The sequence below is a fragment of the Thalassotalea agariperforans genome (assembly GCF_053470345.1).
In genome coordinates, this window is record NZ_JBQMWH010000004.1 from 179,332 (window position 1) to 195,383 (window position 16,052).

At 38.5% G+C, this 16,052-nt stretch carries 11 protein-coding genes; 3 read left to right on the forward strand and 8 right to left on the reverse strand.

Going from position 1 to position 16,052, the window contains the following annotated elements; translation table 11 throughout:
- Positions 1-182: 182 nt before the first annotated feature.
- Positions 183-2,744 carry a phosphoenolpyruvate carboxylase gene (gene ppc, locus ACSLUO_RS08045; RefSeq protein ID WP_448247787.1) on the reverse strand — a complete coding sequence of 854 codons (2,562 nt, stop codon included), beginning with the start codon at positions 2,742-2,744 and terminating at the stop codon, positions 183-185.
- A 181-nt stretch (positions 2,745-2,925) separates the two neighbouring features.
- On the opposite strand from ppc, the gene ACSLUO_RS08050 reads away from it, so the two are divergent.
- The gene (locus ACSLUO_RS08050; protein WP_448247789.1) at positions 2,926-3,849 is read left to right on the forward strand and encodes a LysR family transcriptional regulator; all 924 of its coding nucleotides are present in this window, start codon (positions 2,926-2,928) and stop codon (positions 3,847-3,849) included.
- A gap of 244 nt (positions 3,850-4,093) precedes the next feature.
- On the opposite strand, the gene ACSLUO_RS08055 is transcribed toward ACSLUO_RS08050, so the two are convergent.
- The 5 genes from ACSLUO_RS08055 to manD all read right to left on the reverse strand — a co-directional run bounded on the left by ACSLUO_RS08055 (position 4,094) and on the right by manD (position 10,541).
- Positions 4,094-5,470, reverse strand: coding sequence for an MATE family efflux transporter (locus ACSLUO_RS08055; protein WP_448247791.1), 1,377 nt, complete (start codon positions 5,468-5,470; stop codon positions 4,094-4,096).
- Between the two features lie 24 nt (positions 5,471-5,494).
- A complete protein-coding gene (locus ACSLUO_RS08060; RefSeq protein ID WP_448247793.1) occupies positions 5,495-6,316 on the reverse strand; it encodes a hypothetical protein in 822 nt (273 codons plus the stop codon).
- On the reverse strand, positions 6,316-8,094 hold the full coding sequence (locus ACSLUO_RS08065; protein ID WP_448247795.1) for a sodium:solute symporter family transporter: 1,779 nt from the start codon (positions 8,092-8,094) through the stop codon (positions 6,316-6,318). The genes ACSLUO_RS08060 and ACSLUO_RS08065 overlap by 1 nt, the downstream gene beginning before the upstream one ends.
- Positions 8,095-8,109: 15 nt before the next feature.
- On the reverse strand, positions 8,110-9,261 hold the full coding sequence (locus tag ACSLUO_RS08070; protein ID WP_448247797.1) for a Gfo/Idh/MocA family protein: 1,152 nt from the start codon (positions 9,259-9,261) through the stop codon (positions 8,110-8,112).
- Positions 9,262-9,323: 62 nt separating this feature from the next.
- Positions 9,324-10,541 carry a D-mannonate dehydratase ManD gene (gene manD, locus ACSLUO_RS08075; protein ID WP_448247799.1) on the reverse strand — a complete coding sequence of 406 codons (1,218 nt, stop codon included), beginning with the start codon at positions 10,539-10,541 and terminating at the stop codon, positions 9,324-9,326.
- Positions 10,542-10,650: 109 nt separating this feature from the next.
- On the opposite strand from manD, the gene ACSLUO_RS08080 reads away from it, so the two are divergent.
- On the forward strand, positions 10,651-11,664 hold the full coding sequence (locus ACSLUO_RS08080) for a LacI family DNA-binding transcriptional regulator (protein ID WP_448247801.1): 1,014 nt from the start codon (positions 10,651-10,653) through the stop codon (positions 11,662-11,664).
- Between the two features lie 408 nt (positions 11,665-12,072).
- Here the strand turns inward: ACSLUO_RS08080 and ACSLUO_RS08085 are convergent, their stop codons facing one another.
- Together ACSLUO_RS08085 and ACSLUO_RS08090 are read right to left on the reverse strand one after the other, a co-directional pair.
- Positions 12,073-12,624, reverse strand: a complete 552-nt coding sequence (locus tag ACSLUO_RS08085; protein WP_448247802.1) for a hypothetical protein — start codon at positions 12,622-12,624, stop codon at positions 12,073-12,075.
- Positions 12,625-12,636: 12 nt separating this feature from the next.
- Positions 12,637-13,179 carry a hypothetical protein gene (locus ACSLUO_RS08090; RefSeq protein WP_448247804.1) on the reverse strand — a complete coding sequence of 181 codons (543 nt, stop codon included), beginning with the start codon at positions 13,177-13,179 and terminating at the stop codon, positions 12,637-12,639.
- A 287-nt stretch (positions 13,180-13,466) separates the two neighbouring features.
- Between ACSLUO_RS08090 and ACSLUO_RS08095 the strand changes: the two genes are divergently transcribed.
- Positions 13,467-15,947, forward strand: a complete 2,481-nt coding sequence (locus ACSLUO_RS08095) for a ThuA domain-containing protein (RefSeq protein WP_448247806.1) — start codon at positions 13,467-13,469, stop codon at positions 15,945-15,947.
- The last annotated feature ends 105 nt before the right edge of the window (positions 15,948-16,052 follow it).

Sequence of the window (16,052 nt, forward strand, 5' to 3'; positions counted from 1 at the left end):
ATTGCTTTCATGGCGCTATTTTACTTGGTAAACGCACAATTGCGTAGGGGTAAAAACAGATAAAATGTAAAAAGTGATATCAAGCCTAAAGCTTTCAATCAATTTTCAGATTGATAAATTGCCAAAAAATAAGGGCGAATTATTCGCCCTTATGCTATCAAACTTGCTAAACAGCCTTTACTTTAACCAGTATTACGCATACCTGTAGCAATACCTGCCATAGTTACCATCAACAACTGTTCATTTTCAGGGTGTTCAGGCTGTGCTCGTAAACGTTTTAAGGCTTCTATTTGAATTAAGTGTAGTGGTGATAAATAACCTCTGCGTAATTCAAATGAGCTGGCATTCCATGGATCACTTTCAAGTAAGCTGTCTTGTGAAAGTAAATTCAACAAGGTCTTCTTATCTGCTTCAAGTTGTACTCGTAAATCATTACCCATGTATTTCAAATCATCGCTTACTAAGGCTTCATCATACAGACTAGAAACTTGGCTGTCTGATTTGGTATAAACCATTTCAGTTAATGAAATTCGAGCTTTAAAGTACGGCCATTGCGCTAACATATCTTGCATTAAGGCACTGTTTTCTTGCGCGGCTTTTTCGATTGCGCCACCTAAACCTAACCAACTTGGTACAACTAAGCGATTTTGACTCCATGCAAAAATCCACGGAATTGCACGTAAAGATTCAATACCACCGTCTGATTTACGTTTGCTTGGGCGAGAGCCTAAAGGTAATGAGGCTAACTCTTGCTCTGGTGTTGCTTGTCGGAAATATTTAACAAAATTTTCGTTAGTTTGTACGTACGAACGATAAATATCACAACTGTCTTGCGCCATTTTTTCAATTAATTGTCGCCATTCAGCCTTTGGAGCTGGTGGTGGTGTTACCAAACATTCTAAAATGGCCGACGCATATAAGTGTAAACTACGTGTTGCTAAGTTAGGTAAACCAAATTTATGACGAATAGTTTCACCCTGCTCGGTTACTCGTAAACCACCATCTAAAGTGCCTGGCGGTTGTGAAGCAATAGCATCATGTGCTGGACCGCCGCCACGACCAATTGTACCACCACGACCGTGGAATAATTTTAACTCAATGTTTTGTTCAACAAACACTTCCACTAGTTTTTCTTGGCTTTGATACTGACCCCAAGTAGCCGCTAATACACCGGCATCTTTGGCTGAATCACTGTAACCAATCATCACATAGTGCGATTCTTCACAATATTCTTTGTAGCTATCAATGGTAAATAATTCAGCCATTACGGTCGGGGCATTATTTAAATCTTCTAAGGTTTCAAATAATGGCGCAATTGGCATTTTCCACGGCACACCTGCCGCTTTCATTAATAAATTAACAATTAAAATATCGCTAACATTACTTGCCATTGAAATAATATAAATACCAAATAATTCAGACGGTTGCTGCGCTATCATAGCAAAAGTGTCTAATACTTCTTGGGTATCAGCCGACCATGCTTTTTTCGGTAAAAGTGGGCGTGGGTTTTGTAACTCTTGTATTAAAAAGCTTTGGCGTTGTTGTTCGTTCCACTCATTATAATCCCCCATGTTTAACGCTTGGGTAATTTCAGCTAGCGCACTGTCATGGCGTTCACTGTGTTGGCGAATATCAAGTTTAACTAACGAAATACCAAAACAATTTACTTTGCGGATCATGTCTAACACTAACGAATTAGCCACATGCGTTAAGCCCACGGCTAATAAGCTATCACGACAAGCAATTAATGGCTCTCTCAGTTGATTTGAGTGGTTTAATATACCGTCTGTTTTGCCCTGTTTAAGCTGTTCAATTGTGACTTTTAATAGTTCAATTACTTGCTGTAACTGTTGACGATACGGACCAAGATTATCAACATCGGCTTCAAGCAATTCTTCTGATGCTTTACGCATCGATAGCTCTAAATACAAACGTTCAAAATCAGTAAGATAAAGCTTGGCGGCAATTAATCGTGCATTTAATAACGCTTGCTCACTTAATTTGGCAGTAACAAACGGGTTACCATCGCGATCACCAGCCATCCAACTGCCCATAGTTATCGGGTTATAATCAATCGGTAAATCTTTTTGGGTAATATCTTGGCTTAACTGGTTTAACTCTTTTAAAAATTTAGGTACTGCAAACCAAAAACTATTGGCAATAGTATTTAAACCCCAACGTGACTCATCTAATGGAGTAGGTCTTTGCTGACGAATTTCATCGGTATACCAAGCCTGTTCAACAAGCTCAGCAATACGTGGAGATGAAGCATCATTGTTATGATCTAACTCACCCGCAATTTGATTGTATTTATGAATAAAAGTACGACGATTTACTTCTGTTGGATGCGCAGTAAGTACTAACTCAATATGTAATTTTTCTAAGGCTTGAGTAAATTTGTCAGGGCAAACATCACCTAATTTATCTTTTAAATCTTCTAACGGATGAGCATGGTCTAATTCGTCTAAGCCTTGTGGGCTAGTGGTGTATTGCTGCTCTGCCACATTGGCTAAGTTTAAAAACTGGCTAAAAGCGCGAGCATAAATTAATAAATCGGCTTCTGAACAATTGGCAATATTTTCTTGTAATTGTTCAACTACAGATAAATCGCCAGCGGCAATATCACGCCCTTGCAAACGCATTTTTTCGATGTTTTCAAGCCATTGCTCACCTTGATCGCCAGCAATTGTTTGGCCTAATAAAATACCCAATTCACGGACATTCTGTTGAATGTTTTCTAACATGATAATACCTATAAAAATTAAACCGCTTCGAAAGAAAACGACAATTTATGGTTAAAGATGAAAATAATAAGGTGGCTAATATTAATCAAACCACCTTATAATAAAAAATATATATTTTTTATTATAAGTATAAATATTTATATATACTTATAGTTGTAAACGCTGTGGCGAGAATTGAATAATGACTAGAATGCCAACCCTTAGGCAATTACAAATATTACTGGCACTTGCTGAGCATAATAATATTTCTCGGGTTGCGGAAGCCTTGCATATCTCACAACCTTCTGTTTCTATTCAATTAAAAAACTTAACTGAGCTATTTGGTATCACCTTATTTCAAGTTAATGGTCGCCATATAACGTTAACAGAAGCGGGTGAAGCGACAGTAAAAACCGCGCGCGAAATGTTCTTTTCACTGAATAAACTACAAATAGAATTAGATGACTTAAAAGGTGCTAAAGCCGGTGTTTTAAAACTTGCTGTGGTATCAACCGCTAAATACTTCTTACCGATATTGTTAGGGCAGTTTTGTAAGCGTTATCCATTAATTGATGTCGAATTAAAAGTTGGCAATCGCCAGCAAATGATCAACCGATTTAACCAAAATAAAGATGATTATTATTTTTTCAGCCAATGCCCTGAATCTGATAATGTTATTGCAGAACCCTTTTTAGACAACCCCTTGGTGGTAGTGGCGCCAGCAAACCACGAATTAACCAAAAAAATGCCAATCAGCTTAAATCGTTTATCACATTATCCGTTTTTATTAAGAGAAATAGGCTCAGGTACACGGCGCTCAATTGATGATTTTTGTAAGCAGCATAAATTTAAGTTAAACGCCAAAATGACCATTGAAAGCAACGAAGCAATTAAACATTCCGTTGCCGCAGATCTCGGCTTAGCTATTTTAAGTAGTCATACCTTAGATTATATGCAAGATACAAGTTTAGTAAGGTTAGATGTTGAGCATTTTCCCATTAAAAATCATTGGTATTTGGTAAGAGCTAAAAATCGACACCAAACCATTTTAGCGGAATTATTTCATCAATATTTACAAGAAGAAGGTTTGTCGACTTTACAAAAAATAGCCGCTAAAAATACCTAGGGTCTGTTGAACTTTGTTTATATTTTCAGCAATAGGCTATTTTAAGTGATAGCAAAGCAGAATGAAGGTTGTTTGCTTATTCCAAATGCGTGAATTCCAAATGAGTGAAATTCTAATGCAGCTAGCGCAAAAAATAGCCATTGCACTATGCACTGAGGGCTGAGGCTAAAATCGCTTTACTCGGCGTTAAAATTATTGGTTTAGATGACTAAACTAGATAATTTCAGCCTTGATTAAAACGATTTTATCTTTCAGCTGAATTATTAAACAAAGATAAACTAACCCTAGGCAACGTCTTCAATCTTAAATAAAACGGCAGCGCTTTCAGCAGTTCTTCCAATAACAATAAAGCAAAAATCCAAAACAATGGTAGTTGAAAATATAAGGTCAATAAGGCACATAAAGGTAAAACTACTAGCCATTGAGTAATCGCATGTACTTTCAGTACATACACACTTTGGCCAATGGCTCGCAAGCAATTACCAGCAATAGTATTAAACGTACGGATCAAGGGTAACATCACGTACAAAGGCATAATAATAGTTAAAGCTTGTAGAACACTTAGTTCAACATGCGGGTAAATAAAGGCTGCCATTAAGCTAAAACCATAAAGTGCCGCTGCCACAATAATAGCAAGCAACATCCCTAGTTTAATTGCATTCTTGATCAGTGGCTGCACATCAGCCGTATTACCTTGGCCTATGGCTTGGGTGATCGTGATAGCATTCGCTTGTCCCCACGCGACAATAAACTGCGTTGCAATTCGCAGCCAAGGAAAGACCAAAGTAATGGCAACATAAGAAGCTAATTCTAACTGTGCAAATAATAACTGATAAACCGTATTTCCCACCGACAACACCAGAAAGTTTGTTGCTACGGGTAATATTTCACGAAAATGCTGCCCTATTACCTTAGCGGTGCATAACGGTTTAAGCTGAAATGCTGCAGATACAGGCTGATCTTTAATATGCAGCCACAGCAAGGTGAGGCGCAACACAATTGCCACTAAACTACCAAAAGCAGCGCCAATCAAACCTAAGCCATTAAACGACAAACTAGCAATACCAAAGGTTAAGAGATAACTAACCAAGGCATTAACCGGTAACTCTATCAAGTATATTTTTAACGGTGTTTTGGTATTGCCCTGCCCATTCAACAACACAGTGATCACTTGGGTTACGGCATTAAACAATAAAATATATTGAGCGACTGACAAGTAACGAGCAACCTGCTCAGCAATGGCACTATCGGCGGTTAACATAGCCACCAAACCATCACTAAAAAAGACCAGGCTTAAAACAAAACCTAATGTTGCCAACACGTTAATCACTAAGCCACAAGATACCGCGCTAAATAAACCTTGTGTATTGTTGGCACCAAACATTCTACCAATAATAAGCTGGGTACCATTACCTAGCGCAAATTGCAGCCCAATAAAAAAGGCAATAATAGTGGTAGCAATCCCCATGCCTGCTAGCGCAACTTCGCCAAGTGGAGAAACAATTAAAATGTCGATGATCAACATTGATTGCATCAATAACGCATTTAACGCCAAAGGCCATGCTAATGAGAGGTTTTTACGTAAATAAAAAGCGTTAGCCGCTTTATGCTCGGCACTCATAAAATTGTTGTTAACTCTGCAGCGTTAATCCAGTAGTGCATGAACGGCTCGTTCAACCTCGTTGTAAACAACTGACTCAACAAAGCCAATAGAAAATGTTTGTGGTGTATCAAGGTATTTTTCTTTTTGTTGACGACCAAAGCCAAACACTGTCATGTCGGCTCTACTGACATAGTTGTCAGGTTGCTTATCATCTTCATGATGCAAGATATAAAGCATTCTCGTTGAGTTGACATCACCAAAAGCTATCCATTCTGGTGCCGGTAAATCCCCTAAAAAAACTTCATCAATAGCATGCACTTGGCGATCAACTGATGCATACCAAAAATCACTTTTATCCATCTCACCCCCTGGAACGCCTTCGTATTGCACCCAGTATTTGTAGCCTGCGCTAACTTTTTTCATCGTAAAATCACAACGCTCTGGATAAAAATCCCATTGTCCTTGCCACTGTTCATTTTCTGAGGTAAATGTTATGCGTATATGCTGCTTATTGACAAAATCAACCACCGAGCTCGACATATCGGTAGCTGAATTCATGGCATGAAAATAGTTACCATCTTGCTTATGTATGGCATTAGGAAAACCGCGATATTCACCCTGATGACCTGAACCTTGTTTGGGGTGAAAACCCAGCCAATCCACACCATTAGTATCGACAATACTTGATAAACCACCGCCGGTTTTTTCAAGATAAAAAGTAGCGTTAGTTATGGTAACAATATATGCAGCAACACCGCCGGCAGATTGATCGACACCATGAGTTAATTGCACAGCGGGCGTTGTATTTTCTGCTCGGCAGGCCAGAGAACACAGGATGAATACAACAGCAAACACATGTTTCATTAACTAAGCCCTTCTAGCTTATTCACTTTTTCATGCTTTAATTTTGGCTGGGCACTTTTTTTGAGCATAACACCAACTACTAAAATAGTAAGTGAACAACATAAGAAGACACCCCTTCCCCACATCGGGTTTGGGATCAGCATCATTAAGCTCACCCCTATGCCCATATAAATAACCATAGAGCCGAGTTTATTACGTTGTTGGCGGTCATAATCGTCTTGCTCATTATCAGCAATAACCGGAGTAGCTAAATCTTTAAAAAACGCATCAGTTTGTGCTTTATATTGATCTTGTTCTTCTTTATAAAATAATGACGTTAAACAAAAGAAACCCGCCGTTATCACTAAATGTGCGCCTATGGTTAAAATCAAGTTCATATCTGTTGCTTCACGCGCAGTAAACTCAATACCCATAAACCCTGCAAACACATCAGGTGTTAATACATTCATGACAAACCAAGAAACAAATAAACCAATAACTACTGTTAACCATGGTGCCCATTGTGGCGTTTTCTTAATAAATAAACCGAAGATTAAAGGAATTAAAATTGGTACTTGGATCATCACCGAAAAAGACATCATCAAATCGAACAAACTCAGCTCTTTCAATGATTTAAAAAATAATGCAATAACAATAACCGCTAAGCCACTGATCAAACTTAATAACTTACCCATTTTTAACAAATAGGCATCGTCAACCACCTTATTGCGTTTAGCTAAAAACGGCTGATAAATACTCCGAATAAAAATCCCTGAGTTTTTGTTTAACGCCGAATCCATTGACGACATCGAAGCAGCAAATAATGCCGCTAACAATAACCCAACAGTACCAATCGGCATGGCGTTTCTAGCAAAAACTAAATAAACCGCATCAGCCGCTTTATTTCCCAAATCAGCATATGCTACCGCTGCATCTGGATATAAGATGGCTGATGCCCAAGGTGGAATAAACCAAATAATACTGCCGACGCCCATTAATGCCATAGCAAGTAATGAGGCTTTACGCGCATTGTCGGAGTCTTTAGCATTTAAAAAACGAAAAGAATCATTCAGGTTCATAATGGTAATAAGCTGCTTTGCAAGGAAAAAGACAAAAGTTCCTACTAACAACAAACCATAATTCATGTCCGGCCCCATAATAAAGTCTGATGGGAAGTTATTAACAAGATCAACTGGGCCACCTACCATCACAAGGGCAACAATAGCACAAGCAATAGACACCACAGCCACAACTAAGGTTTGCACAAAGTCAGAGGCAACAACGCCCCAGGCACCCGACAGCACAGAAATAAACAACACCGACAAACCTGTAACAATTATGGTGAGGTTAATATCCGCTTCAAACACTGCACTGGTAAAAACCCCTAAAGCATTTAACCAAATACCCGCATTTAAAAAGCTAAAAACAATTAAGGCGCATGAGAAAAACAATTCATTTTGACTGCCAAAGCGGCGCTTAATACCTTCGGTTGGGGTATCAACACGCATTTGCCGAAAGCGATAAGAAAAATATGCCCAACCACAAAAGTAAGCAAAGGTATTAGCAAAAAACACTAAACAAACCGCAAAGCCGTCGGTAAAAGCCTTGCCGGCAGCACCAGTAAAGGTCCATGCAGAAAATTGAGACATAAAGGCGGTAGAGCCAACCATCCACCACAACATTCTGCCGCCACCACGAAAGTAGTCACTGGTTGATTTGGCTGCCATTTTTTTGAAGGTAAAACCAATACCAACAACTAAAAGGAAATAACCAATTATTACTGCGTAATCATAGATCATGTTATTACCCTTTAATTAAAGTTTACTTACGTCTACCCAATAATCATTTTTACGAATTAAATCGATAAGTTGCTGATATTGGCTACCTTCTTTAAAGGTTTGATACGGCGGTACATCTTCGCCTTGAATATCTTTCACCATTTCACGAATTAGGTAACGCCAGTTTCGCTCGGTATCGCCCTCAACGTCAGGAATGTCGGCGGCAATATCTGCTGGTAATGCTTGCTCTAGCCACTCGTTAGCATTACCACCATTGTGCTCACCATATAAATAAAGAGGACCCGCACCATAATGACCTTTAATGTAAATCGCGCCTTTACTACCATAAAAGACAATATGATCTTCGTTAAAACGTGGGTGTAAACCACCATGTTTAAACATTACCGAAACCGGTTTTTTAGCAAATTCACTTTCTAGCTGCGCTAAAACGTTATAAGACCATTCAACATTAGACTCGCCCCATTTTAACGCAGGGTCATTAATGTCTTCAGGAATAAAGTCACGACGAGTTTTGAAGTTATGCACGCCTTCAACAATTGGCGCTCGCCCTAAATCATCACGTACTTCCCCCATAATAGATAATATTTTCTCACCAACTACTGAAGTCACTATCGACATCATATGGGTAAAATTATTATTTAAACGGCCACCACCATCTTCTTGGCGGTGTGACCAGCCAAACGGAATATCGCGTTCTAAATTAAAATGTGAAATACATTCCACTTCTAACGGCTCACCAATAGCGCCCGCAGCCACTAGCCGTTTAGCGTGTAATATTTCTGGCATATATCTAAAGCTTGAAGCAAAAGCGGTTTTAACCCCCTTGGCCACGGCTAAGTCATATAATTCTTTTGAGGTGCTGCCGTCAGCTGTTAACGGTTTATCTGAAAATACATGGCAACCTGCGCCGATGGCTTGTTTGATTGGCTCAACGTGGGCACCACCTGGGGTTGCAATAGACACTACATCAGGTTTGCAGTCTACTAGCGCTTGTTGCCAATTGGTACCTGCATAGGGAATGCCCGTATCTTGAGCCACTTGTTTAACAACACTTTCGGTTCTTCCAACCATACCAACAACTTCAGCACCCGCGTATCTAAAGGCTTCAGCATGCCCTTGTCCCGCAAACCCCGTACCGTGTACTAATACTTTAACTTTATTACTCATGATCTTTCCTAATGCTTTAATAGTTTATTATTCATTAATTTAGCTATTGTTAAGCTCAACTTTTACCAGTTCCAAACTGTGCCATCTTCTAAACGACTAACCGGCAAATAAGAACGTTTATAGGGATAGTTAGCTGCCGCTTCTTCATCAAAATCAATACCTAAGCCCGGCGCTTCACTGATATAAGCCATACCATCTTTAACGGTGTAATTATGTTTGAAAATTTGTTGAGATTTTTCGTTACCAAAGCCAACAAACTCTTGAATACCAAAATTTGGTGTCCAAATATTTAAATGCATATGGGCAGCAAAACAAATTGGAGAAAGATCCGGTGCGCCATGCGGTGCCGTTTTAACATTATAAATACTGGCAAAATCAGCAATTCGGCGTAATGCAGTAATACCACCAGCATGAGTTGCTGCAGTTCTAACGTAATCAATTAACTGATTTTGAATTAAATCTTTGCATTCCCAAATGGTGTTATAGGTTTCACCAATTGCCAAAGGCGTTGTGGTGTGCTGACGGATCACTTGGTAGCTATTTTGATTTTCCGCAATCGCTGCATCTTCTAAAAACAGTAAATTAAATTCTTCCAATAATTTACCTAAGCGTGCCGCCTCAATTGGTGTTAAGCGGCTATGAACATCATGCAATAGCTCAACATTATGACCAAATCTTGCTCTTGCTTGACGGAATAATTCAACAATAGAATTAAAATACTTTTGTGTTGACCATTCTTCTTCTGGTGGCAATGGGCGGTTACCTTGTAATTCAAAATAATCTTTTTTATCTCCCAAAACGCCGTAGGTCACTTTTAAGCCCGGAATAGCTGATTGTAATCGAATAGCTTTAAACCCTTGGTCGATAAGTGTTTGTGCTTTATCTAAAGTATCATCGATGCTTTCACCATTTGCGTGAGCATATAAGGTAACTGCTTTGCGGCTTTTGCCCCCCAACAATTGATATACAGGCATGCCCGCTCGTTTACCTTTAATGTCCCAAAGTGCCATATCAATACCGGCAATGGCGGCTAAATTTACCGGCCCTTTACGCCAGTAAACACCTTTATATAAATACTGCCAAATATCCTCGATGTCGTTGGGGTCTCGACCAATCAAACAAGGAATAATATGTTCTTCTAAATAGGTAACCACGGCCATTTCACGACCATTGAGTGTTGCATCACCAATACCATAAATGCCTTCGTCAGTAATAACCTTTACGGTGACAAAATTTCTACCTGGGCTACAAACCACCACTTTGATTTCTTTAATTTTCAACCTTGGCCTCACTTAAAAAACATTTACTAAACCGGTTTAGTTGAATAAATTACCATAATGTTGCACTATGTCAACACTTCATTTTTGGTGTTCCTCTAATAAACATAGCATGGTAAAAATTAAACTAATTGACGTTGCTCAACGCGCTGGTGTTTCAAAAAGCACAGTTTCTCAGTACCTTAACGGCCGTTTTGATTACATGTCAAAAGCAACAAAAGAGCGCATTCAGCTAGCAATTAAAGAGTTAGATTATGTGCCTAACCCAATAGCACAAAGCCTGAAAACAAATAAGACGAAAACCATTGGAGTTATCGTTAGAGATGTGACCGGTTATTACACGAGTAGAACAATTCGCGGTATTGATGACTACTGTAAAACCAGTGAATACAACGTGGTTATTTACAATACCGATTTTGATCCCGCCGTTGAAGCACGGGCATTAGAATCATTATATCAATTACGGGTAGACGGCATTATTATTGCCTCGTCAGGACAAAATGCGCCACTTATCAATAAATATAGTGAAAAAGGCTTACCCATAGTTCAATTTCAAATTGAATATGATGGCAATGAAAAAAATATAATTGTTTCTGATTACCGACAAGCGGCCTTTGATGCCACTGAATATTTAATTCAACTTGGTCATCAACGCATATGTTTTCTAACGCAAGATTTTCAAACGGTAAAATCAAGAACTGAACGCTACTTAGGTTATGCCGCTGCACTTGAAAAACATAACCTACCATTAGATGAACATTTAATTCAATATTGGCACCGAGCAAGCGGCTTTCAGCAATCGCCATTAGCAATGCTAGCTACAGATAATCCGCCAACTGCCTTTTTCAGCCAACATTTAGCTATAACCACGGAATTGCTTAGCCAGTTAAATCAACGCAATATTGCAATACCCGATGATGTTTCCGTATTAGGTTTTGATGATTTACCTATGGCTGAATTTTTTAAAGTACCGATCACGGTTATCAAACAAGAGTCATATAAAATAGGGGCTGAAGCCACAAAAGTATTATTAAACAATATTAATAATAAAGATAAGGTAAGCCATAAAATTATGATCCCGTGTAACTTAATGATCAGGCAATCATGTAAAAAAATAGCTAATTAAACCGTAGAATATAAATAACCTGAATTAGGGATAACAACTTGCTTTCTAGCAGCTGTTTTTCCTTATTACTACGTTAAATTTAATTGCAATACGCCCCCATGGATGGGGAAGGTAGAGCGACGTTTGAACCAAAGCCGAGGCTCGCTATTGGCGCTTAAATTTGCCTTGTACTAAGAAAAAACATCAAGCTAGAACAGAGGAAACATAAAATCATATGTATTTCATATAGTTAGCTAATTTCTTATCCCGAGTTCAGGTTAACTAAACCGTTTTATCTATATAGATATTTATATTCACGAAAAACAAGTCAAGATCACAATGAGATTGCTTAAAAAAGTCACATAAAAAAGCCACTATGAATAATAGTGGCTTTTATTTTATATGTAAGCCATTGAAATAAAATATTTTTTAAGAATCATTAAACCGCGCCTTACATTCTTCTTCATTTGCTTTACGGTTAATTACAGCGTCGGCTTTAGATTCCCCTTGCAAGACATTATGTTCATATTGCGCAATCATTTCAGCCGCTTGATAGGTTGGCCTAGCTAACATTTCCTCAGGGGTTGTCGGTTGAATCAGCGTAATAAAAGCACTTGCGCTTGAGCCACTATCAGCGATATAAGGATTTTTATCACCAAACTTAGAGTAACTACACCAAACACTATTATTAATTTTTTTGATGGTAAAAGCTAAAACGCCATTAGCTTGAGCTAATTTAGCCGTATGATATAACAACATATTTTTCGCGCGAGCTTTACTGCTACCATTATCAAGCCGCACTGTTATTTTGTAATAGTGCTCGGCTTTAACCACTTCTTCCGTAACGCCTTCTTTATAAAAACCGCTCATATAGCCACGTTTGTACGGTAACGAATCAACGACTTGATAAGGCGCGGGATGATAAGCACAGCCAACAATACTCATGGCAATACCTAAACAACAACATTTAATAAAATTCATTAATATAATCCTTTACTTACTTTCACAAGCAGTTAAATAACGCTCTTCGTTTTTTAACATGGTTGCTTCGTCAATTTTCGCCTCAACCTTTGGCTTTGCTATTTTTTTAATGTTTTTTGCAATATGTACTTTTTGCTTACTAGTCACTTCTTTTTTATCATTCATTAACAACACAAACCCAGAATACATCGGCCCGGCTTCGTCTGCTGATTTCTGCCCGCCATAATAAGTTTTTGTCACATAACACCATCTGCCACCCTTTCTTTTTTCAATAACAAATTTTTCAAAGTTATTGTTCATTGTTAGGTTAGCCGCATGTAAATAAAACATGTCTTTGGCACGTTCTTGACTACTGGTTCCCGCTAATTTCACAGTAACGTGATAAATACGATCGTTAACTTTTTCTTCAGTAACGCCTAAACTATAAAAGTTACTGGAACGGCCTTTTTTATACTGATCTAAAGAACTAACTTCATAAGGGGTTTGAGTGGTTTGACAGCCTGTTAAGCCGATTGACAACAACAGACAAGCTAAAGCGAACGGTTTTGAGTTCAAAGTGTAATTCCTTCTACATTGGGTAATTAAATGATCTTATGATTATTGTTTTTATCTAAAAAGACCAAAAATGATTGGCCTTGCATTTTATAGGAAGAATTTGATAAATCAATAAAATTATTATCAATTGCAAGTTCACATCACAAAGCTTAAAAAACATACAAATTTCAAGATTAAGCAATAGAGATAAAAGATTTCGTAATAATGAATTGGTTGGTTATTGAACTAATCTATATTACTGTGGTTGAACTACACTATTACGATTATATTCAGCGAGTTATGCCTTTATGAAAATTAAACTAAAAAATTATCTCTTGTGTTTATGTTTGCCGTTATTTCTTGCTGCCTGCAATCAATCAGAATCATCAATTAAAGCACCGGTTGAAGATCACAAAACCTCAAACAGCCCGCAAGCCAATATAAACACGGTATTAATTTTCTCAAAAACAACCGGTTGGCGGCATGATTCGATTCCGGTCGCGGTAGAAACGGTTAGTAAGCTAACTAAGCAATTAGGTTTAAACGCGGTAATAACGGAAGATAGCAATGCTTTTAACGATGAAAATTTAAAAAATATCGCGGCCATCGTCTTTGTTAATACCACCGGTGATGTATTAAACGAACAACAACAAATTGCTATGGAACGCTATATTCAAGCCGGTGGTGGTTTTGTTGGTATTCATTCCGCAACAGATACTGAGCAAGCAGGTAATTGGTACTGGTATCGTCGTTTAGTAGGTGGTGTATTTAAATCGCACCCTGGTGACCCATCCAATGTACAAACCGCCAAAATACGAGTGGTCAATAATAGTCATCCAGCCACAGCTAACTTGCCAGAGAAATTTTCAATTACCGATGAATGGTATGACTTTATCGACTTATCTGATCGCCGTCATGACCTGTTAACCATTGATGAACGCAGCTATCAGGGAGGCGACAATGGTGTATATCATCCACTTTCATGGTTTCACGAATTTGATGGTGGTAGAGTGTTTTACACTGGTATTGGCCACAGTATTGAAACCTATAAAAATCCCATCTATTTAGAGCATTTAACGGGTGGCTTACGTTATGCCCTAGGTGAGCAAAAAGCACTAGATTACTCAAAATCACGCCCAAATCCTCAGCGCTTTAGCCGTCGTGTTGTTGGAGACAATTTTATTGAACCGGTCAGTTTTGACCTAACCGCCGATAACTCTGCCGCCATTATCACTGAACGCAATGGCAAACTCATTTGGTTAGATATTGCCAGTAACAGCCAACATACCATGGCAAAATTTGAAGTATTTGGCGAAAACGAAAAATCTGAATTTGGTTTGATCGCCTTAGCGTTAGCGCCACACTTTGCAAATAATGGCTTAATTTATTTAATGTATGACATTGCTGACCAATCAGGCCAGCATGAACTTATTCAAAGGATTTCTCAGTTTAACGTGGTTGATAAAACCTTAGATATCAACTCAGAAAAAGTGCTGCTTGAAATTCCATTTGATAATACCTGTTGCCACACCGGCGGTAACTTAGAATTTGATAACCAAGGCAACCTCTACATTGCTATTGGTGACAATACTAACCCTTTTGAATCAAATGACTCAGGACCAATGAGTAATATTGCTGATAGAAAATATCATGACGCTTTAAGAACTTCGGCTAATAGCCAAGATTTACGCGGTAAAATTTTACGTATAACGCCTGATCATCAAGGCGGTTATAGCATTCCTAGCGGCAATTTATTTACTTCAAAAGAACAGGGACAACCTGAAATTTATGTGATGGGTACTCGTAACCCGTATACCATCGCCATAGATAATCAAACCGGTCATTTATATTATGGTGATATCGGGCCAGATGGTAAGGAAGACACCGCTGAATTTGGTCCCCGTGGCTACGACGAAATCAACAAAGTAACTAAAGCAGGTAATTTTGGCTGGCCAACCATACTGGCTAATAATATACCTTATCGTATGTATGATTATAAAAACCAAAAAACCGGCAAGCTTTTTAATCCACTCGCTCCTGAAAATTTTTCTCCACGTAATACCGGATTAAAAACCTTACCACCGGCTCAGCCAGCATTATTGTGGTATCCGTATGCCCGATCATCTCGCTTTCCTGAGCTAGGCCAAGGCGGACGAAATGCTTTAGTCGCTGGTATTTACCCGGCAGGTGATAATTTAGCTTACCCAAGCTATTACCAAGGAAAATTATTTATCAGTGACTTTATGCGTAGCTGGATAAAAGTAGTTACTGTCGATGAATTTGACGATGTCATTAAAATAGAAGATTTAGGCTCAAACTTAAATATAGCTGGCCCACTAGACCTTAAAATAACCGCTGATGGTCACCTATGGGTTTTAGAATATGGTAGCCAATGGTGGCCAAATAAAGCGAATGCCTCGCTTAGCATTATTGAATTTACCGCTGGCGAGTTACCCCAAGCGGAAGAATTAACACCTGCTGAAGAAGGCCAAGTAGATGACGGCTTAGATCACCAAGCCCGTTTACTTCTTGCACAAGGAAAACAAGCGACTAAAGATAACAGCTGTGTTGCTTGTCATACTGAACATAGTGAATCAGTTGGTCCCGCCTTTGTTAAAATAGCGGAAAAATATGGTAAACAAGACGATGCTCAAGCGTATATTGCTAACACCATTGCTGCCGGTAGTTCTGGCAAATGGGGGCAACATTTGATGCCTGCTCATAATTTTTTAACGCTAGAAGAACGTAAAAAAATAGCGAACTATATTTTATCGATTAAAAAAGAGTAATACCATTCAGTATAAAGCACTCGGTTTTAACCGCACCTGAAATTCTCCCAATAAAAAACGAGTCTGCTTGACTCGTTTTTTATTATCTAACCTGATGTGAGCATT